The organism is Mycobacterium sp. E183 (assembly GCF_001667735.1).
Classification (GTDB): Bacteria; Actinomycetota; Actinomycetes; order Mycobacteriales; family Mycobacteriaceae; genus Mycobacterium.
The window spans coordinates 21,220-45,415 of the sequence record NZ_LZJN01000001.1 but is presented as its reverse complement, the minus strand read 5'-3'; the positions used below and the strand labels follow the sequence as shown (position 1 = coordinate 45,415).

Here is a 24,196-nt window from a genome sequence, read left to right as displayed (position 1 = left end):
CACTGAAGGTGTGGGGGGCACAGGAAGCAACGCCTTAGTTCAGTGCCAGCGCAGCAACACGAGTTCGGAGCAGAATCCCGGACCCATCGCGATCATCAGGCCGGGGCTCCCGCTGGGCGGCGGCTTGGCCAGCGTGTCCCGCAGCACGTGCAGCACCGAGGCCGACGAAAGATTGCCGATCTCACCCAGCGAGCGCCAGGTCAGTTCAAGCGCGTCGGGCGGAAGGCTCAGGCTCGCGTTGATGGCGTCGATGATCTTCGGGCCGCCGGGATGGCTGACCCAGGCGCCGATGTCGGTCGTCGTCAGCCCGTGGGCGCCGAGGAAGCCGGTGACGTCCTGCTCAATGTGCTCCTCGACCACCTCGGCCAGGTCCTTGGCCAGGACCAGCTCGAACCCGGCCGCGCCGACGTCGTAGCCCATGGTGCGCAGCGAATCGGGGTAGAGCGTGCTGCGCGAGTCCAGGATGCTGGGCCCGCCCGCGGCCACCTTTTCCGCGCGCCGCTCGCCGACGGCGACCACCGCGCCCGCCCCGTCAGCGAACAGCGCGCTGCCGACCAGGCCGGGCAGCGACGGCTTGTATCCCGGATAGGTCAGGGAGCAGAGCTCGACCGAGATCAGGGCCGCGGCGGCGTCGGGCGCCCCGCGCAGGTAGTCGTGCAGCCGGGCCACGCCCGCGGCGCCGGCCACACAACCGAGGCCGAACAGCGGCACGCGGCGCACGTCGTCGCGCAGGCCCAGCCGCCCGGCGATCCGGGCGTCCAGGGACGGCACCGCGAGGCCGGTGACCGTCGTCGTGATCAACACGTCCAGGTCCTGCGGCCGCATGCCGGCCTCGTCGAGGGCGCCCGAGAGGGCCTCGCAGCCGAGGTCGACGGCGTTTTCGATGAAGATGCGGTTCGCCTGGCCGAAGTCGGTCAGCGCGGGATAGCGCTCCAGCGGCAGCACCAGGTGGCGGCTGTTGACCTTGGCGCTGGCGTGCAACTGCCGGACGATGTCCTCGTAGCCCTCGAATTCGGGGATGCTGACGAAGAAGTCCGTGAGCTCGCGCTGGGAGTAGCGATACGGCGGCAAGGCACCGAATACGCCGGCAACGACGCTCATTGGTCCCACCCCTTGGTGACGAAGTTCTGGCCCGACAGGTTCAGCCGCATCGCTTGAGCGGGAATTCTAGTCCGGTTCAAATTTACCGGCGCGTAAATCGGCGTCATCTCATGCCCCGCCGCCGAGCCGCGCTCTGAGCTGCTCACACTCGGCCAGGACGGCTTCGAGCTGCTCGGCGACCCGGGCGGGGGCGGTCCCACCCCGCCGGTCGCGCGAGGACACCGAGCCCTCGATCGTCAACACCTCGCGCACCTCGGGCCTCAGCTCGGGGCTGATGGCGGCCAATTCGTCGTCGGTGAGCTCGTCGAGCCCGACGGCGCGCCCCTCGGCCGCGCGCACGGCGGCCCCGGCGGCCTCGTGTGCGGACCGGAACGGCACGCCCCGGCGCACCAGCCATTCGGCGATGTCGGTGGCCAGCGTGTACCCGGCCGGGGCCAGCGCCGCCATCCGCTCGACGTCGAACGTCAGGCTGGCCACCAGGCCCGCCATCGCCGGCAGCACCAGCTCCAGCTGGGCCACCGAGTCGAAGACCGGCTCCTTGTCCTCCTGCAGGTCACGGTTGTAGGCCAGCGGCTGCGCCTTCAGCGTCGCCAGCAGCCCGGCCAGGTTGCCGATCAGTCGCCCGGACTTCCCGCGGGCCAGCTCGGCGATGTCGGGGTTCTTCTTCTGCGGCATGATCGAGCTGCCGGTGGACCACGAATCGTGCAGCCGGACGTAGCCGAACTCCGTCGAGCTCCACAGGATGATGTCCTCGGCCAGCCGCGACAGGTCCACCGCGATCATCGCGAACACGAACGCGGCCTCGGCGGCGAAATCCCGGGCCGCGGTCGCGTCGATGGAGTTGTCCGCGGCCTCCGCAAAACCCAGCTTGGCGGCGATCGCGTCCGGGTCCAACCCCAGCGACGAGCCGGCCAGCGCCCCGGAGCCGTACGGGGACACCGCGGCCCGCTTGTCGAAGTCCACGATGCGGTCGACGTCGCGCAGCAGCGGGTGCGCGTGGGCGAGCAGGTGGTGGGCCAGCAGGACCGGCTGGGCGGACTGCAGGTGCGTCTTGCCCGGCATGATCGCCGTCGGGTGCGCGGCGGCCTGGGCGGCGAGCGCGGCCACCACCTCCAGCGCCGCGTCGGCGACCCGGCGCACCGCGTCGCGCAGCCACATCCGGAACAGCGTGGCCACCTGGTCGTTGCGCGACCGCCCGGCCCGCAGCCGGCCGCCCAGGTCGGGGCCGACGCGGTCGATCAGCCCGCGCTCCAGCGCGGCGTGCACGTCCTCGTCGGTCACCAGCGGGGTGAAGCTGCCGTCGGCCACGTCCTCGGCCAGGCAGTCCAACCCGGCCAGCAGCCCGTCGCGCTGCTCTTCGGTGAGCAGCCCGGCGTGGAACAGGATCACGGTGTGGGCGCGCGAGGCGACGATGTCGTAGGGGGCCAGCACCCAGTCGAAGTGAGTGGACTTGCTCAGGGCGGCCAGCGCGTCCGACGGGCCGTCGGCGAACCGGCCGCCCCACAGCGAGCCCTCGCGCGTGCTCACGCTTCGTCGGCCGCCAGGTCCCGCCGGGACGCGATCTTCGACGACAGCCCGTGCACGTAGACGAAGCCCTTGGCGGCCGACTGGTCGAAGGAGTCGCCCTCGTCGTAGGTGGCCAGGTTGAAGTCGTAGAGCGACTGCGCGCTGCGCCGGCCGTTGACGGCGATGTGCCCGCCGTGCAACACCATTCGGATCTCGCCCGTGACGTGCTCCTGGGTCTTTTCGACGAAGGCTTCCAGCGCGGTCTTCAGTGGCGAGTACCAAAGTCCGTCGTAGACCAGCTCGGCCCAGCGCTGGTCGGTGTGCCGCTTGAACCGGCCCAGTTCGCGTTCCAGCGTGACGTGCTCGAGCTCGGTGTGCGCGGTGATCAGCACCATCGCGCCGGGAGCCTCGTAGATCTCGCGGCTCTTGATGCCCACGAGCCGGTCCTCGACCACGTCGAGCCGACCCACCCCCTGGCAGCCGGCGCGGCGGTTGAGCTCCTCGATGGCGGCCAGCACCGACACCGGTTTGCCGTCGATGGACACCGGGACCCCGCGCTCGAACCCGACGATCACCTCGTCGGGCGTGTTCCAGTTGATCGTGGGATCTTCGGTGTAGGCGTAGATGTCCTTGGTGGGCGCGTTCCAAAGGTGTTCCAGGAAGCCGGTTTCCACGGCGCGGCCCCACACGTTCTGGTCGATGGAAAACGGCGAGCGCTTGGTCACGTTGATCGGGATGGCGTTCTCCTCGGCGAACGCGATCGCCTTCTCCCGGGTCCACGCGTAGTCGCGGACGGGCGCCAGCACCTCCAAATCCGGTGCCAGCGAAGCGAATCCGACCTCGAACCGGACCTGGTCGTTGCCCTTGCCGGTGCAGCCGTGCGCGACGGTGGTGCCGCCGTGCTCGCGGGCGGCCGCCACCAGGTGCTTGGCGATCAGCGGCCGGCTGATGGCCGACACCAGCGGGTAGCGGTCCATGTAGAGCGCGTTGCTCAGGATGGTGGGCAGGCAGTAGCCCTCGGCGAACTCGTCCCGGGCGTCGACGACGACGGCCTCCACCGCGCCGCAGTCCAGGGCGCGCTGGCGGACGACCTCCATGTCCTCGCCGCCCTGGCCGAGGTCGATCGCCACGGCCACCACCTCGCGGCCGGTCTCCTTGCCGATCCAGCTGATCGCGACCGACGTGTCCAGCCCGCCGGAATACGCCAGGATGACGCGATCTGACATGAACCAATCTCCTTAGTTTTTAGGTGAGCTCTTCCAGGGTGCGGGCCAGCTCGGCGCCGGTCATCGGCTCTCGGGCGGCCACGAAGACGGTGTCGTCACCGGCGATGGTGCCGACGACGTACGGTAGCGCCGCGCGGTCGATCGCGCTGGCCAAATAGTTGGCGCCGCCCGGCGGGGTGCGCAGCACCGCAAGGTTGGCGCTGGCGTCGGCCGACACCAGCAGCTCGCTCAGCAGCCGGGACAGCCGCGCGGTGCCGCCGGACACCCCGCGCACCGGGCTGCCGTCCTCGGGAACGATGTAGACCCCGACGCCGCCGTCGGCGCCGCGCAGCTTCACCGCGCCCAGCTCCTCGAGGTCGCGCGACAGCGTGGCCTGGGTGACCTCGATGCCCTCGTCGGCCAGCCGGGCCGCCAGCTCGCTCTGGCTGCTGATGGACGCCGACGACAGGATCGCGACGATGCGGTCCTGCCGCCCGGCCCGGGTGATTTCGGCGGTGGCCTTCGAGCGGGTCATTGCGCCCGCTCCAGCAGCCACACCAGCAGCGCCTTCTGGGCGTGCAGCCGGTTCTCGGCCTCGTCCCACACCACGCTGGCCGGCCCGTCCATCACTGCGTCGGTGATCTCGTCACCGCGGTGGGCCGGAAGGCAATGCAGCACAATGGCTTCCGGGTCGGCGAGGTCCAGCAGCCGCTCGTTGATCTGGAACGGCCGGAACGGTGTGAGGCGGTCGAGCCCGTCGCCCTCCTGCCCCATCGACGTCCAGGTGTCGGTCACCAGGATGTCGGCGCCGCGCGCGGCCGCGTCGGCGTCGGCGGTGAGGGTGACCGAGGCGCCGGTGGATTCGGCGCGTTGGGTCGCGGCCGCGACGAAGGCCGGGGCGGGGGCGAAACCGTCCGGCGCGGCGATCGTGACGTGCACGCCTGCGGTCACCCCGCCCAGCAGCAGCGAGTGGGCCATGTTGTTGGCGCCGTCGCCGAGGTAGGACATCCGCAGTCCCGCGAGCGATCCCTTGTGTTCGGTGATGGTCTGCAGGTCGGCGAGCACCTGGCAGGGATGGAAGTCGTCGGAGAGCGCGTTGACCACCGGCACCGTCGCCGCCTCGGCCATGGCCTCGAGCCGGCCCTGTTCGAAGGTCCGCCACACGATCGCGTCGACGTAGCGGGACAGCACCCGCGCGGTGTCGCCCAGCGTCTCGTCGCGGCCCAGCTGGGTGCTGCGGGCGTCGACGACGACGGCGTGCCCGCCGAGCTGGGCGATGCCCACTTCGAAGGAGAACCGGGTGCGGGTGGAGTTCTTGTCGAAGAGCACCGCGACGCCGCGCGGCCCCTCCAGCGGGCGCCAGCCGAACGGGTCCTTCTTGAGTTCGGCGGCCAGCTGCAGCACCTCGGCCTGCTCCTGGGGGGACAGGTCGTCGTCGCGCAGGAAATGGCGCGGCGTCATGCCGCGGCCCTGTCCAGGATGCCCGGCAGGGCCGCGACGAAGCCGTCGAGCTGGGATTCGGTGACGATCAGGGGCGGCGCCAGCCGGATGACGTCGGGCGCGGCGGCGTTGACCAGGAACCCGGCCGCGCGCGCGGCGCTTTCGGCCTCCTTGGCCCGCGACGCGGTCAGCACGATGCCCTGCAGCAACCCACGGCCGCGGACGTGGTCGACCAGCGGGTGATTCAGCGATTCGATGCCGTGCCGTACCGACTTGCCCAGCACCTCGGCGTGCCGGGTCAGGTCCTCGTCCGCGATCACCCGCAGCACCGCCCGCGCCGCAGCCGCGCAGATCGGATTGCCGCCGAAGGTGCTGCCGTGCAGGCCGGGGGTCATCAGCTCGGCGGCCGGCCCGACGGCCAGGCAGGCGCCGATCGGCAGGCCGCCGCCGAGCCCCTTGGCCATGGTGACGACGTCGGGTGTGATGCCTTCGTGCTGGTGGGCGAAAAAGGCTCCGGTGCGGCCCATTCCGGTCTGCACCTCGTCGAGCACCAGCAGCGCGCCATGCCGCGAGGTGATGTCGCGGGCGGCGGTCAGGTAACCCTCGGGCGGGACGACGACGCCGCCCTCCCCCATGATCGGCTCGAGGAAGACCGCGGCGGTGGCGTCGTCGACCGCGGCGGCCAGCGCGTCGGCGTCCCCGTAGGGCACGTGCGTGACGTATCCCGGCAGTGGCTCGAACGGCGCCTGCTTGCTCGGCTGACCGGTCAGCGCCAGCGAGCCCATGGTGCGGCCGTGGAAACCGCCTTGCGCCGCAACCAGTTTCGTGCGTCCGGTCAGCCGCGACAGCTTGAACGCCACCTCGTTGGCCTCGGTCCCCGAATTGCAGAAGAACACCCGCGTCGGCGCCCCGGTTTCGTCGGAGGCGCCCAGCAGGTTCACCAGCTCCTCGGCCAGCGCGACGCCCGGTTCGCTCGCGTAGAGGTTGGAGGTGTGGCCGAGCGTCGCCATCTGGTGTGTGACGGCGTCGATGACCGCGGGGTGGCGATGGCCCAGGACGTTGACGGCGATGCCCCCGAGCAGATCCAGGTAGGTGTTGCCGTCCACGTCGGTGACAACGGCGCCGTCACCGCTGGCCAATGCCAGCGGCGGGGTGCCGTAGTTGTTCATCATCACGGCTTCCCAGCGCTGCTGCATCACATCCCCTTCAGTAATACGCCGCTCCTCCCCGTCACTGCGTTCCGCATCGTCGCCGGCGAAGTCACGCGCTCACGACCTTGGTGCCGGTGCCCGCGTCCGTGAAAAGCTCCACCAGCACACAGTGTTCGACCCGCCCGTCGATGACGTGCGCGCTCGGCACGCCCGCCGTGACGGCCCGCAGGCACGCCTCGACCTTGGGGATCATGCCCGCCTCCAGCGTGGGGAGCAGTTGCGAGAGTGTGGCCGTGTCGATCTCGCTGACCAACGAACCGCGATCGGGCCAGCTGGTGTAGAGGCCCTCGACGTCGGTGAGCATCAACAGCTTTTCGGCGCGCAGGGCCTCCGCGAGGGCCGCCGCCGCGGTGTCGGCGTTGATGTTGTGCACCACACCCTCGGCGTCCGGGGCCAGCGTCGACACCACCGGAATGCGGCCCGCCGTAATCAGATCCAGCACCGCGGCGGTGTTGACCCGCTCGACGTCGCCCACCAGCCCGATGTCGGTGGCCACCCCGTCCACGGTGACGCTGCGCCGCACGGCGGTGAACAGCTGCGCGTCCTCCCCGGTGATGCCGACGGCGTACGGCCCGTGCGCGTTGATCAGGTTGACCAGTTCGCGGCCCACCTGGCCGAACAGCACCATCCGCGCCACGTCGAGCACTTCCGGTGTGGTGACCCGGAATCCGCCCTTGAAGTCGCCTTCGATCCCGAGGCGGCGCAGCATGGCGGTGATCTGCGGGCCGCCGCCGTGCACGACGACGGGCAGGATGCCGCAGTTGCGCAGGAAGGCCATGTCGGCGGCGAACGCGTGCCGCAGCGTGTCGTCGGTCATGGCGTTGCCGCCGTACTTGATGACGACGACCTTGCCGTACAGCTGCTTGAGCCAGGGCAGCGCCTCGGCCAGCACCTGGGCCTTGACGGCGGTGGACAACTCGTGAGTGTTGACCGTCATGAGCTGTAGGCCGAGTTCTCTTCGACGTAGGCGTGCGAGAGGTCGGTGGTGCGGACGGCGGCGGTGCCGTCGCCCACCCCCAGGTCGACGGTGATGTCGATGTCGGCGCCGGACAGGTCCACCTCGCGCGCGCCCGGCGCCCCGACCCCGTCGACGCACACGGCAAATCCATTGAACGACACGGTGATTCGATCCGGATCCAGCGTCACCGGCGCCATGCCGACGGCGGCCAGCACCCGGCCCCAGTTGGGGTCGGACCCGAAGACCGCGGTCTTGACCAGGCTGTCGCGGGCGATCACCCGCGCGGCGGTCAGCGCGTCGTCCTCGGCGGCGGCCCCGGTCACGGTGACGGTGACGCGTTTGGTGACGCCCTCGGCGTCGGCCTGCAGCTGCGCGCAGAGGTCGTCGCACACGCGCAGCACGGCGTCGTCCAGATCGGCCTGGGTCGGGGCGATTTCGCTGGCCCCGGACGCCAGCAGCAGCACGGTGTCGTTGGTCGAACAGCTGCCGTCGATGTCCAGCCGGTCGAAGGTGCGCGCGGTGGCCCGGCGCAGCGCCTGGTCGAGCGCGGCGGCATCGACGGCCGCGTCGGTGGTGAGCACGCAGAGCATGGTGGCCAGCGACGGCGCCAGCATGCCGGCGCCCTTGGCCATCCCGCCGACGGTCCAGTTGCCGGCGTGGTGCAGCGCAACCTTTTTCGGCACGGTGTCGGTGGTCATGATCGCGCGCGCGGCCTCGTCGCCGCCGCTCAGCCCGCCGGCCATGTCCTGCACGATCGTCCGCACCCCGGCCAGCACCTTGTCCATCGGCAACCGGTCACCGATCAGCCCGGTGGAGCACACCGCGACCTCGACGGCCCCGGTCTCGGTTCCCCAGTCCGACAATGCGGCCGCGACCGCCTCGGCGGTGGCATGGGTGTCCTGGAAGCCGCCCGGGCCGGTGCACGCGTTGGCGCCGCCGGAGTTGAGGATCACCGCACGCAAGGCGCCGGTGGTCAGCGCCTGCTGGGTCCACAGCACCGGCGCGGCCTTGACCTTGTTGCGGGTGAACACGCCGGCGGCCGCGTAGTCGGGTCCCTCGTTGAAGACCAGGGCCAGGTCGCGGTTGCCCGACGCCTTGATGCCGGCGGCGATCCCCGCGGCCCGGAACCCGGCCGGCGCGGTGACGCCCTGTTCGCGCACCAGGCGCGCCTCGGCTGTGTGGGTCACGGCGCGACCCCGACCACCGAAAGGCCTTGCGCCTCCGGCCAACCCAGCGCCAGGTTCATCGCCTGCACGGCCGCGCCGCCGGTGCCCTTGACCAGGTTGTCGATGGCGGCGATGGCCACGAACGTCTCGGCGGCCTCGTCCACCGCGACGGCGATGTGCGCCGCGTTGCTGCCAATCACCGAGCCGGTGCGGGGCAGCTGGCCCTCGGGCAGCAGGTAGACGAAAGGCTCCGCGTCGTACGCCTTTTCGTAGGCGGCGCGCAGCTGCGACAGCGGCGCGCGGGTGCGCGCGGTGCAGGTGGCCAGGATGCCGCGCGACGTCGGGATCAGCACCGGGGTGAACGACACGGTGACGTCGCGGTCGCTGACCGCCCGCAGGCCCTGGGCGATCTCGGGGGTGTGCCTATGCGCCCCCGCGATGTTGTAGGCGCGGGCGGACCCGATGACCTCGGAGCCCAGCAGGTCGGTCTTGGCGGCCCGGCCCGCACCCGAGGTGCCGCTGACGGCGACGACGGTGACGGCGGGCTCGATCAGGTCCTCGGCGACCGCGGGGAGCAGCGCCAGCAGCGCCGCGGTCGGGTAGCAGCCCGGCACCGCGATGCGGCGGGCGCCGCGCAGGCGGTCCCGCGCGCCCGGCAGCTCCGGCAGCCCGTAGGGCCAGCTGCCGGCGTGCGGGGACCCATAGAACCGCTCCCAGGCGGCGGCGTCGGTGAGCCGGAAGTCGGCGCCGCAGTCGATGATCACGGTGTCGGGGCCGAGCTGTTCGGCCAGCGCGGCCGAGTGCCCGTGCGGCAGGGCCAGGAACACCACCTGGTGGCCGGCGAGCACCGCGGGTTCGGTGGGCTCGACCACCCGCTGCGCCAGCGGCGTGAGATGCGGGTGGTGCTCGCCGAGCGAGCTGCCCGCGCTGGTCGCGGCGGTCAGCGACCCGATGAGGAGGCGTCCGTCGGCGTAGGCCGGATGCCCCAGCAGCAGCCGCAGGATCTCACCGCCCGCATAGCCGCTGGCCCCGGCAACCGCCACCCTCAATACGTCGGCCATTCCGCCGATTCTGCATGGTTATGCAATGCTTTGCAAATCCATTACCAGGGGGTCAGGCCCGCAACTCGGCGCCGACCGCCTCGGCGGCGCGGCGCACCGCGGCGTCGCGGGCCGCGCTGGCGTCGTCCTCGGTCAGGGTGCGGTCCGGCGCCCGGAACCGCAGCGCGAAGGTCAGCGATTTGCGGTCCTCCCCGACCTGCGGGCCGGTGAAGACGTCGAAGAGTTGCAGGTCTTCCAGCAGCTCGCCGGCGCCCTCCCGGACGGCGTCGGCCACCGCCTGAGCCGGCACGTGCGCGGGCACCACCAGGCTGACGTCCTGGAAGACGGCCGGGAAGGGCGACACCCTGGGTGCGGGCAGCGCCTCGACGATCGGGATCGCGTCGAGGTCGAGCTCGACAGCGCAGGCGCCTTTGGGCAGTCCGGAGCGCTCGATGACCGCCGGGTGTAGCTGGCCGGCGTGTCCGACGACCGTCTCCCCGACGAGCACCTCGGCGCAGCGGCCGGGGTGCCACGGCAGGTGCTGGGCCGCCCGCAGGCTCACCTCGACCCCGCTGGCGCGGGCGATGATGCGGGCCGCCTCGAACGCGTCGGCGGCTTCGACCCGGCGGCCGGGACCCCACGGGCCGCGCCGCTCCCGCAGTCCCGCCAGCACCACGGCCACATGCTGCGGTTGCCGGGGCAACGAGGCGTCCAGCATGGCGACCTCTTCGTCGGTGGGCCGCCGGTGCACGGGGATCGGCTGGACGCCGCGGGTCTGCTCGGTCGGTTGCACAACCTGCGCCAGCGCGTACAACGCGACGTCCACCAGACCGCGGGACACGTTGCGCACCAACGCTTCCAGCAGCGCGGGCAGCAGTGTGGTCGCGAGGTGCGGGCGGTCGGCCTCCAGCGGGTTGAGCACCCGGGTGGTCGAGCGCCGGGGATCGTCGGCCGGCAGGCCCCACAGGTCGAACACGCCGGCGGGCAGGAACGGCGTCGGCAGGATCTCGACGTAGCCGGACTGGGCGAGCGATCTGCCGATGGCGCGGCGACGCTTCTGCCTCGCGGTGAGGCCCCGGCCCGCCGGCGCGGCGGGCAGCACCGACGGGATGGCTTCCAGCCCCTCCAGGCGCAGCACCTCCTCGACGAGATCGGCGGGCTGCACCAGGTCGGGCCGCCAGCTCGGCGGCGTCACGATCAGCGTTTCGCCGTCATCGCTCACCGAGGCCCCGATCTGCGCCAGCCGCCGCGCCGCGGTGCCCGGCGGGTAGGCGACCCCGGCGACGCGGTCGGGCAGGTCGGCGGGGATCCGGATCGGCGGGAGCGACCAGTCGTCGGTCGGCGGCTCGCCCCGCCAATCGGTCAACTCGTCCGACACCGCTCCCCCGGCGATATCGACGAGCAGCGCGGCGCAGCGGTCCAGGGCGGCGACCGAGATCGCCGGGTCCACCCCGCGTTCGTAGCGCCGGGCCGCCTCGCTGGGCAGGTGCAGACGGCGCTGCGTGCGCGAGACGGCGGCCGGGTCCCACACGGCGGCCTCCAGTAGCACGTTCGTGGAATCGGCGCGGACCTCGGTGCTCGCCGCGCCCATCACGCCGCCGATCGCCGCGGTCGCCCGGTCGTCGACGATGAGGACGTCGGCCGGATCGAGCCGGCGCTCGACGTCGTCGAGGGTGACGACGGTCTCGCCGGGGCGGGCGAACCGCACGCCGAGGCCCCCGGAGATGCGGTCGCGGTCGTGCGCGTGCATCGGGTGGCCGAGCTCGAGCATCACGTAGTTGGTGACGTCCACCGCCGGGGAGGCCGCGCGGATGCCGGCCAGCAACAGCCGCCGCTGCAGCCACCAGGGCGACACGGCGGCGGGCTCGATGCCGGTCACCGGGCGCAGGGCGAACCGGCGGACACCGGTTTCGGGCTGCACGGTCAACGGCCAGGCCTCGCCGTTGGCGGGCAACTGCTTCACGTCTGCGGGATCGACGAAGTCGAGGCCGTAGGCGCAGGCGATCTCGCGGGCCAGCCCGCGCACCGACATGCAGTAGCCGCGGTCGGGGGTGATCGCCAGGTGGAAGACCACGTCGTCCAACCCCAGCACCGCGGCGCCGTCGGCGCCCGGGTCGGCGGTGCCCGGCGGCAACACCAGGATGCCGGAATGGTCGGCGCCCAAACCCAATTCGGCCGCCGAGCAGATCATGCCGTCGGACTCGCGGCCGTAGGTCTTGCGCGCCGTGATGGCGAACCCGCCGGGCAGCGTGGTGCCCGGCAGCGCCACAACCACCAGGTCGCCGACGACGAAATTGGTTGCACCGCAAACGATATCGCGTGGCTCGGACTCGCCGACGTCGACCCGGCAAGCGCGGATCGGCTTCTTGAACCCGGTCAGCTCCTCGATGCCGGCCACCCGTCCGACGGTCAGCGGCCCGTCGACGGGGCCGAGCGTGACGACCTCCTCGACCTCGTGGCCGATGCCGACCAGCGTCTGTTCGAGGTCGGCGGGGGCGGCGTCCCAGTCCGGGGCGCCGGCTGCCACGATCTCCCGCAACCAGCTGTAGGGGATGCGCATCAGGCACCCACCCCGAAGGGCAGGGAGAACCGGACGTCGCCCTCGACCATGTCGCGCATGTCGGGGATGCCGTTGCGGAACTGCAAGGTGCGTTCCAGGCCCATCCCGAACGCGAACCCGGAGTACACCTCGGGGTCGATCCCCGCGGCCCGCAACACGTTCGGGTGCACCATGCCGCAGCCGCCCCATTCGACCCAGCCCGCGCCGCCCTTCTTGCCGACGAACCAGACGTCGACCTCGGCGGAGGGTTCGGTGAACGGGAAGAAGTGCGGCCGGATCCGGGTGCGGGCCTCCGGGCCGAACTCCGCGCGGGCGAACGCGTCGAGGGTGCCCCGCAGGTGCGCCATCGATAGCCCGCGATCCACCGCCAGCCCCTCGACCTGATGGAAGACGGGCGTGTGGGTGGCGTCGAGTTCGTCGGTGCGAAACGTGCGGCCGATGGAGATGATGTACACCGGCAGCTCGTGAGCCAGCAGGGTGCGCACCTGCACCGGCGAGGTGTGGGTGCGCAGCAGCTGCCGGGAATCGTCCGGCGCGATGTAGAACGTGTCCTGCTCGCTGCGCGCCGGGTGGTCGGCCGGGAAGTTCAGGGCGTCGAAGTTGAATTGTTCCGTCTCGACTTCGGGACCCTCGGCCAATTCCCAGCCCATCGCGACGAAGGTGTCGGCGATGTGCTCGGCCAGCTGGGTGATCGGGTGCCGGGCGCCGACCGGTTGCCGGGTCGACGGCAGCGTGACGTCGATGCCCTCGGCGGCCAGCACCGCCGCATCGCGCTCGGCGCGCAACACCGCCAGCCGTTCGTCGTAGCTGCGCTGGGCCTCGGTCCGCGCGGAGTTGACCCGCTTGCCGGCGTCGGCGCGCTCGTCCTTGGGGACGCCGCCGAGCGCCTGCCGGGCCAGCGCCAGCGGCGAGCGGTCGCCGAGGTGCTCGGTCTTGACGCGTGCCAGCGCCTCGAGATCGCCGGCGCGCGCGATCGCCTCCCGGGCGGCTTCGACCGCCTTGGCCAAGGCGTCCGGTGACAGGTCGACGGGCTGAGCACCCACGCGGCGACACTCTCCTTGCTGATGAGGGGCTGGGAGAAAGTTGCCCAGCGGCAAGTGCCGATCATAAGTGATCTGAGCACGCCGCTTGGCGCGTGCTTTGCGGGGATGACCGGCGGGCCGCCTAGCCCGCGGTGACCGGCTGCGGGCTGCGCAGCGCCTCGTCGTCCAGGGCCCCGCCGCGCGCGGTGGCGAACTGCACGAGCTTGTGGGCCGCCAGGGCGCCCAGGAGACCGAACACGGGCGCTCCGGCCATGGTCCCCCAGTGGTGGGCCAGCAGCAGGAAGCCGAAGCCCGACGAGGCGGCCAGCATCAGCATGCGCACCGGCGTCCAATGGATGGGCTGGCGGAAGCGGGCGGACACCAGCACGCCCAGGACCACGGCGACGGTGTGACCGGCGTCGGTGAAATCGCCGCCGATGATCGCCGACGCGATGCCGGCCGACACCCACCAGCCGACCCAGGCGGGGCGCCAGCGCTGGGGGATCACCGCAGTCATCGCGCCGAGCACGGCCAGGGCGCCGTAGCTCATCCCGACATCGCTGGCCCGGGTGATCGAGACCGGCATCCACTCGAACTCGACCGCCGCCGCCAGGGCCGCGGCCACCAGCAGCGTCGCGCCGATGTGTCCGATCAGGAACGCGACCACCAGCCGGATGGTGCGCAGGTGCAGCTCGCCGAGCGCGAGCAGGCAGGTGAGGAAGGGCAGCCAGAAGTAGAGCGGACCGGCGTCGACCACCAGCGCGCTGCCCAGCAGCGTGCCCACGTGGCCGTGGGCCAAGTTGTGCAGGTTGGTGCTGGCCCGCTCGACCAGCACGTCGTGCGCGTGCGGGCCGAGCGCCACGATGGCGCCGCTGACGGCAAGCAGCGCCGCCACGTACCCCACCGTGAACTGGACCCGGGCGAGCCGGGCAAGGATGCCCCCAAACATTGCATCCAGTATGTCGGCTAATTTGTTTCTGAAGTGTGATCGGACGCTGTCAACTCCCTATGAGTCCGCAAACGATATATCGATAAATCCGCCGGGACTCCGGTCGTCTTCGGGGCGAAAACCGGTTTACGTGCACGTTTGGCGACGACACCCATCGCGTCCAGTTCGCTCTGGGCGATCAGGTCGAGTGTCGAACCTGACACCATCACCCCGCCCTTGGTGGCCCGTTCCATCACCCGCGCGGCGATGTTGACGTCGACCCCGAGCCAGTCCGCCGCCATCCGCTGGGGCCGGCCGGTGTGGATCCCGACCCGCATCCGCGGCGTGTAGCCGGCCACCTCGACGGACTTCAACGCCTCTTTGGCCGCCAGCACCGCCCGCACCGCGACCGTCGGGTCGCTGAACACCGCCATCAGTCCGTCGCCCATCCGTTTGACGATGTGGCCACCGGCGTCCAGCAGCGGCGGCTCGACGGCCCGAGCCACCTGCCGCAGCAGGGTGAGCGCCGCGTCGTCACCCGCCTGCAACGACCAGGACGAGAAGCCGACCAGGTCGGTGAACACCAGGGTGACCTCCGGGTTGGCCGGCCGCCGGGACACCGACTCGGTCAGCGCCTGCCATACCTGCAGCAGCCCGAGGCCGACCTCGCGCGACACCGCGTCGCGATCCCCCAGCAACCGGTCGGCGGCGCGCGCCGCGGCGCGGGGCCCACCGTCGCCGGCCGTTGAGAGCGGGTCACCGAACTCGGGATCGCCGGGCAGCAGTCGTCGGGCCCGGCGGATGAAGGCGACCGCGCCGGGGCTGCGGTTGCGGTTGTGCAACCACTGCGTCGCGTTGTGCACCGGGACCGAAGAGCGCCGCGGCGGATCGGGCGCCGTCAATTCCTCGGGCCCGCCCGAATCCGAATCGCGACGCGCGAGTTCCACCTGGCCAGGTTATTTCCTCGCGCGGGAGGCGGGCAATGAAGGGTCGCGCGGGTGTGGCGCAGCTCGCAACGCAGCCGCTGGTCACGACGGCGGCACGCCGCTGTCGACGGTCGATAACACCCGCGGGCACGCGCGGCCGAAATCGTAGACAACGCACGTTGTCAAAGTTATCGTGAGCGCAGGAGGCCGAGATGACTGCCATTCCAACGACATCCGACGATCCGCTGGGACCGGATTCCCTCACCTGGAAGTACTTCGGCGATCTCCGCACGGGAATGATGGGCGTGTGGATCGGCGCCATCCAGAACATGTATCCCGAGCTGGGCGCGGGCGTCGAGCAGCATTCGATCCTGCTCCGCGAGCCCCTGCAGCGGGTGGCCCGCTCGGTGTACCCGATCATGGGCGTCGTCTACGACGGTGACCGCGCGGCGGCGACCGGGCGGCAGATCAAGAGCTACCACCACACCATCAAGGGCGTCGACGCCTCCGGCCGCCGGTATCACGCGCTGAACCCGGAAACGTTCTACTGGGCGCACGCGACCTTCTTCATGCTGGTGATCAAGGTGGCCGAATACTTCTGCGGCGGCCTTACGGAGGCCGAGAAAAGGCAGCTGTTCGACGAGCACGTGCGGTGGTACCGGATGTACGGGATGAGCATGCGCCCGGTGCCCGGCTCCTGGGAGGAATTCTGCGAGTACTGGGAACGGGTCTGCCGCGACGAACTCGAGATCAACCAGGCGACGCTGGACATCTTCCAAATCCGGATCCCCAAACCGAAATTCGTGCTGATGCCCACGCCGATCTGGGACCAGATGTTCAAGCCGCTGGTCGCCGGCCAGCGCTGGATCGCGGCGGGCCTGTTCGAGCCGGCGGTGCGCGAGAAGGCGGGGATGCGCTGGACACCGGGTGACGAGGTGCTGCTGCGCCTGTTCGGCAAGCTCGTCGAGCTGGCCTTCCTGGCGGTCCCCGACGAGATCCGGCTGCACCCGCGCGCGCTGGCCGCCTACCGCCGGGCCGAGGGCCGGCTGCCCACCGACGCGCCCTTGGTGGAGGCGCCGACTTTCATGGCGCCGCCCCGCGACCGTCGCGGGCTGCCGATGCACTACTTCCCTCCCCATTCCCGCCCGGCTCTTCGCTCGCCCCTCGACCCGGCCAAGGCGCTGATGGAACGCGCCGGTTCGCTGGTGCACGGGACGCTGTCGCTGGCGGGTCTGCGGCCCGCCCGGGGACGCGTCAGGGCCGCCTGAACACCCCCAGCGCCTGCGCGCTCTGGTAGAGGCAGATCGCCGCGGCGGAGGCCACGTTCAGGCTCTCGGCCCCGCCGGCCATCGGGATGCGCATGCGGTGGTCGGCCGCCGCCGCGATTTCGCTTGGCAGGCCGTGGGATTCGGGCCCGAGCAGCCACGCCGTCGGCCTGCCGAGCAGATCGGCCGCCTCGTCCAGCCGCGTCTCGCCGTCGACCGTGGTGGCCAGCACCTGCAACCCCGCCTCACGCAGGGCGCCCAGCGCCGCGGGGGCGTCGGGCTCGGCGACGACCGGGATCGAGAAGATGCTGCCGGTCGAGGCGCGCAGGCACTTGCCGTTGTACGGGTCCACGCTGTGCCCGCCGAGGATCACGGCGTCGGCCCCCATGGCGTCGGCGATGCGGATGACCGTGCCGGCGTTGCCGGGCTCGCCGATCCCGACGGCGACCGCGACCAGCCGGGGCGGGCCGGCCAGCACGTCGGCCAGCCGGGTCGACGGCATCTCGCACACCGCCACCAGCCCGGTGGGGGTGACGGTGTCCGACAGCGCCTTTGCCGCCCGCTCGGTGACCAGCTGGACCGAATCACCTTGCGCCGCAAGTAAACCCGCATACCTTTGCGCGGCGGCTTCGGTGACGAAGACGTCGCGGACCAGGCCGCGGGCGGCCGCGGCCTCGACCAGGTTGGGGCCCTCGGCCAGGAATCGGCCCGCCCGCCGCCGGCCGACGTGCCGATGCAGTTTGACCGCCGCGGCGACGCGGGCCGAACGTTCGGTCAGCAGGGGCTAGGCGGCCTCTCCGGAATCCGACGGGGCGTTCACGTCCTCGGGCAGCGCGGCCCGGGCGACGTCGACCAGCGCGGTGAACGCCGCGGGGTCGGTGATCGCGATGTCGGCGAGGTTCTTGCGGTCCACCTCCACCCCGGCGGCCTTCAAACCCTGGATCAGCCGGTTGTAGGTGATGTCGTTGGCGCGCGCCGCCGCATTGATCCGCGAGATCCACAGTTTCCGGAACTCGCCCTTGCGCGCGCGGCGGTCGCGGTAGGCGTAGTTCAACGAATGCAGTTGCTGCTCTTTGGCTTTGCGGTAGAGCCGCGAGCGCTGGCCGCGATAGCCCTTCGAGGCCTTCAGAATGCTGCGCCTCTTCTTTTGGGCGTTGACCGCCCGCTTCACGCGTGCCATGGGTGTTCCTACTCTCTAAGTAAATGGTCGGGTGCCGGCAGCGGCGCCGGCGCTCGGCTTCTTGTCGGTCAGCCGTTCAGCAGCTTGTTGACCCGCTTGGTGTCGTTGGCCGACACGGCGGTGCGGCCTTCCAGGCGACGCGTCCGGGTGGACGGCTTGTGCTCGAACAGGTGCCGACGATTGGCTTTCTCGCGCAGGATCTTGCCGGTTCCGGTGCGCCGGAACCGCTTCGAAGCCCCGCTGTGGGTCTTGGCCTTGGGCATGTTTCCTCTGATTCTTCGTTTCGTGCCGGGTCAGTTGGGTGAAGGGTTGGTGTCGGCGCCCGCATCGGCGTCCGATGCCGCGCCCTCCCCGGGTCCTTCGGGGTGCCGCGCCCTGGCGCGGGTTTTCGCGCCGCGGTGCGGGGCCAGCACCATCGTCATGTTGCGGCCGTCCTGCTTGGCGGACGTCTCGACGAAGCCGTATTCGGCGACGTCCGCGCCCAACCGCTGCAGCAGGCGGTAGCCCAGTTCGGGCCGCGACTGCTCACGTCCGCGGAACATGATGGTGACCTTCACCTTCGAACCCGCCTCCAGAAAGCGGATCACGTGACCCTTTTTGGTCTCGTAATCGTGATCGTCGATCTTGGGTCGCAGCTTCTGCTCTTTGACGACGGTCTGCTGCTGGTTCCGGCGGGATTCGCGCGCCTTTTGCGCCGCCTCGTATTTGAACTTGCCGTAGTCCATGATCTTGCAGACCGGGGGTCTGGCATTGGGGGCGACTTCGACAAGGTCGAGATCGGCGTCCGCAGCGACGCGCAGTGCGTCTTCGATGCGCACTATGCCTACCTGCTCTCCCCCGGGGCCGATCAATCTGACTTCAGGTACGCGGATGCGCTCGTTGACGCGGGTCTCAGTGCTGATGGGGCCTCCCTTGTTGGGCTTGTAGATATGCTGCGATCCACGGCCGGGTCTGGGTCGGGAGCCAGCGGCGGAAACACCACACCACCAGCAGAAAAGCCCTGCAATAGCAGGGCCCAATGCCGACCGATCGAGGCTTGCCAATGATCAAGCCGCCCGCGTCGCTCGCGGAACAGACATGCGCGATGCCTGTGACCGGACCGCCAAGCCTTGAAGAAATCTCGTGGCTCGCGGTGGGAGTGGGACTCCACTTACTGTTTCCTGGCCTTCGCCGGGATGGTCGCGATCGCCAGTTTAGCAGCCACGGGGCGGCATTTTGCACTTCGCCCCCGGCCCCGTCCGGCGCCGCTGCGCAACCGGACGAACTATTGCTAGCCACTCTTAGCGCTTCGCCAAGCTTTTCACGGATTGAGGGCATATCCTCGCGGTCTGTGACACTCGCTTCATCTCGTTCGGGGCGCCGTTCGGGGGCCCGCGGCCGGTCGCATTCCCGGTATCGCTGGGTACCGGCGGCGGCCGGGTGGATCGTGGGCGTCATCGCCACCGTCTCGTTGCTGGCCAGCGTGTCGCCGGCGCTCCGCTGGCTGATCAAGGTCCCCCGCGAGTTCATCAACGACTACCTGTTCAACTTCCCCGACACCAGCATCGCGTGGTCGTTCGTGCTGGCGTTGCTGGCCGCAGCCCTGACCGCGCGGAAACGGATCGCCTGGCTGGTGTTGCTGGGCCAGATGATCCTTGCCGCCGCGCTGAACGCCGCCGACATCGCCGCGGGCGACAACACCGCCGCCGAGACCTTCGGGGAGAACCTCGGGTTCGCGGTGCACATCGTCGCGATCGTGCTGCTGGTGCTGGCCTACCGGGAATTCTGGGCCAAGGTCAGGAAGGGCGCGCTGGTCAAGGCCGCCGCCGTGCTCGTCGCCGGCGACGTGATCGGCATCCTGGTGTCCTGGGGTCTGGTCGAGTTGTGGCCGGGAACGCTGGCCCGCCAGGACCGCCTGGGCTACGTCGCCAACCGGGTGGTCGGCTTCGCCCTGGCCGATCCGGACCTGTTCACCGGCAAGCCGCACGTGTTCCTCAACGCCATCTTCGGTCTGTTCGGCGCGCTGGCGCTGATCATGGCGACCATCGTGCTGTTTCAGTCCCAGCGGGCCGAGAACGCGCTGACGGGCGAGGACGAGTCGGCCATCCGCGGGCTGCTCGAGCTGTACGGCAAGAACGACTCGCTGGGCTACTTCGCGACCCGCCGCGACAAGTCGGTGGTGTTCGCGCCCAGCGGCCGCGCCGCGATCACCTACCGCGTCGAGGTCGGCGTGTGCCTGGCCAGCGGCGACCCGATCGGCGAGCCCCGGGCCTGGCCGCAGGCCATCGACGCCTGGCTGGGGCTGTGCCAGACCTACGGCTGGGCGCCGGGCGTGATGGGCGCCAGCACGCAGGGGGCGCGGGTGTACCGGGAAGCCGGGCTGAACGCGCTCGAGTTGGGCGACGAGGCGATCCTGCGGACCGCCGACTTCCGGCTGTCGGGTCCCGACATGCGCGGGGTGCGCCAAGCCGTGACCCGGGCCCGCCGGGCCGGGCTGACCGTGCGCATCCGGCGGCACCGGGACATCGCGGCCGAGGAGATGTCCGAGACCATCACCCGCGCCGACGCCTGGCGTGACACCCAGACCGAGCGCGGCTTTTCCATGGCGCTGGGCCGGCTCGGCGATCCCGCGGACGGGGATTGCCTGCTGGTCGAGGCGCTGGACCGGGACGGCGCCGTCGTGGCGATGCTGTCGCTGGTCCCGTGGGGGACCACGGGCGTCTCCCTGGACCTGATGCGGCGTTCCCCGCAATCGCCCAACGGCACCATCGAGCTCATGGTCAGCGAGCTCGCCTTGACCGCCGAAACCCTTGGCATCAGCCGGATTTCGCTGAACTTCGCGATGTTCCGCTCGGCGTTCGAGCAGGGCGCCCAGCTCGGCGCGGGCCCGGTCGCGCGATTGTGGCGGGGGCTGCTGCTGTTCTTCTCGCGGTGGTGGCAGCTGGAGACGCTGTACCGCTCGAACATGAAGTACCAACCCGAATGGGTGCCGCGCTACGCCTGCTACGAGGACGCGCGCCTGATCCCCCGGGTGGGCGTCGCCTCGGTGATCGCGGAGGGCTTCCTCGTGCTGCCCTTCACCCGACGCGACAGGGTGCACACCGGCCATCACCCCGCGGTGCCCGCCCGGCTGGCGGAATCGGGCCTGTTGCATCACGACGGATCGGCGCCCGACGTGAGCGAGCTGCAGCAGCGACGCGACGCCGTGGAACTGGAAGAGTCGAGGGCCCGCCTGCCCGAGCAGGTCCGGGTCCGGCTGGCCAAGCTGAAGATCCTGCGGCGCAAGGGCATTGACGCCTACCCGGTCGGCTCCCCGCCCAGCCACACGGTCTCGCGGGCGCTGGACGCGGACGACCAGGAGACCGTCTCGGTGTCGGGCCGGATCTTGCGGATTCGCGACTACGGCGGCGTGCTGTTCGCCCAGCTGCGGGACTGGTCGGGCGAATTGCAAATGCTGCTGGACAATTCGCGCCTGGAGCGGGGCCGCACCGCGGATTTCACCGCGGCGATCGATCTCGGCGACCTGGTCGAGATGACCGGGCACATGGGCTTCTCCAAGAACGGCACCCGTTCCCTGATCGTGCGCGACTGGCGGATGATCGGGAAGTGCCTGCGGCCGCTGCCGAACAAGTGGAACGGGCTGACCGACCCGGAGGCGCGGGTGCGGACGCGCTACGTGGACCTGGCGGTCAATCCCGAATCCCGCGAGCTGATCACGGCCCGCAGCAGCGTGCTGCGCTCCGTCCGGGAGACGTTGTTCGCCAAGGGTTTCATCGAGGTCGAGACGCCGATCCTGCAGCAGATCCACGGCGGGGCCACCGCCCGGCCGTTCGTCACCCACATCAACACCTACGACATGGACCTGTTCCTGCGCATCGCGCCGGAGCTCTACCTCAAGCGGCTGTGCGTCGGCGGCGTGGAGCGGGTTTTCGAGCTGGGCCGGGCCTTCCGCAACGAGGGCGTCGATTTCAGCCACAACCCGGAGTTCACGCTGCTGGAGGCGTACCAGGCGCACGCCGACTACACCGTCTGGATCGACGGCTGCCGCGAGCTCATCCAGAACGCCGCGCAGGCAGCCCACGGTGAGCAGACCGTTCTGCGGCCCCGGGGTGACGGCGCCGACGGCGGGCTGCATCCCGTCGACATCTCCGGGGACTGGCCGGTCAAGACGGTGCACGATGCGGTGTCCGAGGCGCTCGGGGAGCACATCGATCCCGACACGCCCCTGCCCGTGCTGCGCAAGCTTTCCGACGCCGCCCGGATCCCGTACCGCGCGCAGTGGGACGCCGGCGCCGTGGTGCTGGAGCTCTACGAGCATCTGGTGGAGGACCGCACCGAGGGACCGACCTTCTACATCGACTTCCCGACGTCCGTGTCGCCGCTGACCCGGCCGCACCGCAGCCGGCGCGGCGTCGCCGAGCGGTGGGACCTGGTGGCGTGGGGGGTCGAGCTGGGGACCGCCTACAGCGAGCTCACCGATCCGGTCGAGCAGCGCCGCCGCCTGCAGGAACAGTCGCTGCTGGCCGCCGGCGGCGACCCCGAGGCGATGGAGCTCGACGAGGACTTCCTGCAGGCCATGGAGTACGCGATGCCGCCCACCGGCGGGCTCGGCATGGGCATCGATCGGCTCGTCATGCTCATAACCGGCCGCAGCATCCGCGAGACGCTGCCATTCCCGCTGGCCAAGCCGCACTGACCCGGCCCACGACACGTGGGTGGCCGACGGCGAACATTCGGTGAATATGTTCCAGGCCGGTTAACAATCGATCACAATGAATGCCGTGACAGCGTCGACGACCAACGCCACGACGCAGTTGCTGGCAAGTAGTCACACGTCCCTGATGCACGGCTGGGTGCCCATCACCACCCAGGCGGTGGCCGCCGTGGTGCTGGCGCTGGCCGTCGGCTGGCGATCGCGCCGTTGGCGGACGGTGTGGCTGCCGGCGGCCGCATCGGCCGGCGCTGCCGTCGCCTACCTGACGCACTGGTACGTCGTCGACCGCGGCCTGTCCGACGAGCCCGCGCCGGCCGCGCTGTGGCTCTGGATCACGCTGACCGGCACGGCGGTCGCCGTGCTGATCCTCGGATGGCGCAGCGCCCGCGGCTGGCGGCGCGGCGCCGGGCTGCTGGCCATACCCCTGTGCGCGCTGTGCGCCGCCCTGGTGCTCAACCTCTGGGTCGGCTACTTCCCCACCGTGCAGGCGGCGTGGAACCAGCTCACCTCCGGCCCGCTGCCCGACCAGACCGACCCGGCCACCGTCACCGCGATGGTGGCCAAGCGGGCGCGGCCGCCGCACGGCAGCGTGGTTCCGGTGGTGATCCCCTCCGACGGTTCGCATTTCAAGCACCGGGGTGAGTTGGTTTACCTGCCGCCCGAATGGTTCACCAGCAGCCCGCCGCCGGCGCTGCCGACGGTCATGATGATCGGGGGCCAGTTCAACACCCCGGCGGACTGGACCCGGGCGGGCAACGCGGTCAAGACGATCGACGACTTCGCGGCCGCGCACAACGGCAAGGCCCCGGTGTTGGTGTTCGTCGACTCCGGCGGGGCCTTCAACAACGACACCGAGTGCGTCAACGGCGTCCGCGGCAACGCGGCCGACCACCTGACCAAAGACGTTGTGCCGTACCTGGTTTCCAAATTCGGCGTCAGTCGGGACCGGTCGAACTGGGGCGTCGCCGGCTGGTCGATGGGCGGGACCTGCGCCGTGGACCTGACCGTGATGCACCCCGACATGTTCAGTGCGTTCCTCGACGTCGCCGGCGACTTCTTCCCGAACGCCGGAAACAAGGCCCAGACCATCGCGCGGCTCTTCGGCGGAAACGCCGACGCCTGGGCCGCGTTCGACCCGACGACGGTGATCGGCCGGCACGGGCCGTACCGGGACGTGGCCGGCTGGTTCGCGATCTCCTCCGACGGGCCGCCCGCCGGGCGCCATGACCCGCTGATGACCGACAGCGGCGCGATTCGGCTCGCCGGCCGGGAGGCCGCCGCCGACCCCGGCAACCAGACGGCGGCCGCCTATTCGCTGTGCGCGCTCGGCCGTGCCAACGGCATCGACTGCGCGGTGCTGGCGCAGCCCGGCAAGCACGACTGGCCGTTCGCCGACCGGGCCTTCGCCGCCGCGCTGCCGTGGCTGGCCGGCCGGCTGGGCACGCCTGGGATTCCGCGGACCCCGTTGCCCGGCGCCGCCGCCCCGCCCGCGGCCGCCGCCCCGGTCGTTGTTCCGGCCGACCACTCCAGTCCCGCCCGGCGGTAGCCGCGGGTGCCTTCCATTGCCCGGGTTCGGCGCGCGATCTTTGCGCGGCACTGCAATCCGTGGAGCGCCTGGACCCGCTGGGCGAGCACCCCGCTGATCCTGGTGCCGCCGTGGACGCGGCGCTGGAGCCACGCGGCGTGGATCGCGCTGTGGCTGGCCGTGAACCCGTTCGTGTTCGGCGCGCCGGGTCACCAGCGGGCGTGGTCGACGCGGGCCATGCTGGGCGAGGAGCTGTGGATCGGCCGCCGCCCGCGCGATGGCGCGATGGCGGTCAGCGCGCTGACGTCGGTGGCCGCGGTCGTTGCCGTCGTGGCCGCCTGGCGCCGCCGGGCGCGGCCGGCGGCGATCGCCGCTGGGGTGCAGATGTCGTTGACGCTGGTGTACTGGCAGCAAATGGTGCGCTATTGGGAGCGGGAGCGGCGGGACCGGCCGGGGCTTCAGTAGCGTAA

At 71.0% G+C, this 24,196-nt stretch carries 20 protein-coding genes and 1 pseudogene; 4 read left to right on the top strand and 17 right to left on the bottom strand.

From position 1 onward, the window contains the following. Positions 1-39: 39 nt before the first annotated feature. From A5691_RS00185 to A5691_RS00125, 13 genes and pseudogenes are all read right to left on the bottom strand, one after another. The gene (locus A5691_RS00185; RefSeq protein ID WP_067754907.1) at positions 40-1,101 is read right to left on the bottom strand and encodes a type III polyketide synthase; all 1,062 of its coding nucleotides are present in this window, start codon (positions 1,099-1,101) and stop codon (positions 40-42) included. Positions 1,102-1,209: 108 nt separating this feature from the next. Continuing rightward, on the bottom strand, positions 1,210-2,628 hold the full coding sequence (gene argH, locus A5691_RS00180) for an argininosuccinate lyase (protein WP_068266364.1): 1,419 nt from the start codon (positions 2,626-2,628) through the stop codon (positions 1,210-1,212). Beyond that, positions 2,625-3,833, bottom strand: coding sequence for an argininosuccinate synthase (locus A5691_RS00175; protein ID WP_067754900.1), 1,209 nt, complete (start codon positions 3,831-3,833; stop codon positions 2,625-2,627). The genes argH and A5691_RS00175 overlap by 4 nt, the downstream gene beginning before the upstream one ends. Positions 3,834-3,852: 19 nt before the next feature. Then, positions 3,853-4,347 carry an arginine repressor gene (locus A5691_RS00170; RefSeq protein ID WP_067754896.1) on the bottom strand — a complete coding sequence of 165 codons (495 nt, stop codon included), beginning with the start codon at positions 4,345-4,347 and terminating at the stop codon, positions 3,853-3,855. After that, positions 4,344-5,273 carry an ornithine carbamoyltransferase gene (gene argF / locus A5691_RS00165; RefSeq protein WP_067779518.1) on the bottom strand — a complete coding sequence of 310 codons (930 nt, stop codon included), beginning with the start codon at positions 5,271-5,273 and terminating at the stop codon, positions 4,344-4,346. Before argF ends, A5691_RS00170 begins: the two co-directional genes overlap by 4 nt. Further along, positions 5,270-6,448 (bottom strand): acetylornithine transaminase, encoded by a 1,179-nt coding sequence (locus A5691_RS00160; protein ID WP_082950065.1) that lies wholly within the window; start codon positions 6,446-6,448, stop codon positions 5,270-5,272. Before A5691_RS00160 ends, argF begins: the two co-directional genes overlap by 4 nt. A gap of 64 nt (positions 6,449-6,512) precedes the next feature. Further along, entirely contained in the window at positions 6,513-7,400 is an 888-nt protein-coding gene (argB, locus tag A5691_RS00155) for an acetylglutamate kinase (protein WP_067754887.1), read from the bottom strand. Then, positions 7,397-8,608 (bottom strand): bifunctional glutamate N-acetyltransferase/amino-acid acetyltransferase ArgJ, encoded by a 1,212-nt coding sequence (gene argJ, locus A5691_RS00150; protein ID WP_068015363.1) that lies wholly within the window; start codon positions 8,606-8,608, stop codon positions 7,397-7,399. Before argJ ends, argB begins: the two co-directional genes overlap by 4 nt. Continuing rightward, positions 8,605-9,664: pseudogene (argC, locus tag A5691_RS00145) on the bottom strand (N-acetyl-gamma-glutamyl-phosphate reductase). The gene argJ and the pseudogene argC overlap by 4 nt, the downstream one beginning before the upstream one ends. 36 nt (positions 9,665-9,700) lie before the next feature. After that, positions 9,701-12,187, bottom strand: coding sequence for a phenylalanine--tRNA ligase subunit beta (pheT, locus tag A5691_RS00140; RefSeq protein ID WP_068015357.1), 2,487 nt, complete (start codon positions 12,185-12,187; stop codon positions 9,701-9,703). Next, positions 12,187-13,230: a phenylalanine--tRNA ligase subunit alpha gene (gene pheS, locus A5691_RS00135; protein WP_067891857.1), complete on the bottom strand. Its 1,044-nt coding sequence runs from the start codon at positions 13,228-13,230 to the stop codon at positions 12,187-12,189. Before pheS ends, pheT begins: the two co-directional genes overlap by 1 nt. A gap of 121 nt (positions 13,231-13,351) precedes the next feature. Then, entirely contained in the window at positions 13,352-14,158 is an 807-nt protein-coding gene (locus A5691_RS00130) for a rhomboid-like protein (protein WP_068015352.1), read from the bottom strand. A 17-nt stretch (positions 14,159-14,175) separates the two neighbouring features. Next, positions 14,176-15,084, bottom strand: a complete 909-nt coding sequence (locus A5691_RS00125; RefSeq protein WP_068015347.1) for an adenylate/guanylate cyclase domain-containing protein — start codon at positions 15,082-15,084, stop codon at positions 14,176-14,178. Between the two features lie 191 nt (positions 15,085-15,275). Between A5691_RS00125 and A5691_RS00120 the strand changes: the two genes are divergently transcribed. Beyond that, the gene (locus tag A5691_RS00120; protein ID WP_067754860.1) at positions 15,276-16,331 is read left to right on the top strand and encodes an oxygenase MpaB family protein; all 1,056 of its coding nucleotides are present in this window, start codon (positions 15,276-15,278) and stop codon (positions 16,329-16,331) included. Here A5691_RS00120 and A5691_RS00115 read toward each other — a convergent pair. From A5691_RS00115 to infC, 4 genes are all read right to left on the bottom strand, one after another. Continuing rightward, positions 16,318-17,109, bottom strand: a complete 792-nt coding sequence (locus tag A5691_RS00115) for an RNA methyltransferase (protein WP_067754857.1) — start codon at positions 17,107-17,109, stop codon at positions 16,318-16,320. The two genes, A5691_RS00120 and A5691_RS00115, sit on opposite strands and share 14 nt — an antisense overlap. Positions 17,110-17,112: 3 nt before the next feature. Then, a complete protein-coding gene (gene rplT / locus A5691_RS00110; protein WP_067281580.1) occupies positions 17,113-17,508 on the bottom strand; it encodes a 50S ribosomal protein L20 in 396 nt (131 codons plus the stop codon). A gap of 68 nt (positions 17,509-17,576) precedes the next feature. Continuing rightward, complete coding sequence (gene rpmI, locus A5691_RS00105; protein ID WP_067754855.1) at positions 17,577-17,771, bottom strand: 50S ribosomal protein L35; 195 nt, start codon at positions 17,769-17,771, stop codon at positions 17,577-17,579. Between the two features lie 30 nt (positions 17,772-17,801). Next, positions 17,802-18,410, bottom strand: coding sequence for a translation initiation factor IF-3 (gene infC / locus A5691_RS00100; RefSeq protein ID WP_082950068.1), 609 nt, complete (start codon positions 18,408-18,410; stop codon positions 17,802-17,804). 428 nt (positions 18,411-18,838) lie between these two features. Here infC and lysX point away from each other — a divergent pair, with 428 nt between their 5' ends. From lysX to A5691_RS00085, 3 genes are all read left to right on the top strand, one after another. Next, positions 18,839-22,183 carry a bifunctional lysylphosphatidylglycerol synthetase/lysine--tRNA ligase LysX gene (gene lysX / locus A5691_RS00095; protein ID WP_082950064.1) on the top strand — a complete coding sequence of 1,115 codons (3,345 nt, stop codon included), beginning with the start codon at positions 18,839-18,841 and terminating at the stop codon, positions 22,181-22,183. 76 nt (positions 22,184-22,259) lie between these two features. Next, positions 22,260-23,747, top strand: coding sequence for an alpha/beta hydrolase family protein (locus tag A5691_RS00090; protein ID WP_197508545.1), 1,488 nt, complete (start codon positions 22,260-22,262; stop codon positions 23,745-23,747). Between the two features lie 6 nt (positions 23,748-23,753). Beyond that, the gene (locus A5691_RS00085; protein WP_231969395.1) at positions 23,754-24,191 is read left to right on the top strand and encodes a DUF6653 family protein; all 438 of its coding nucleotides are present in this window, start codon (positions 23,754-23,756) and stop codon (positions 24,189-24,191) included. The last annotated feature ends 5 nt before the right edge of the window (positions 24,192-24,196 follow it).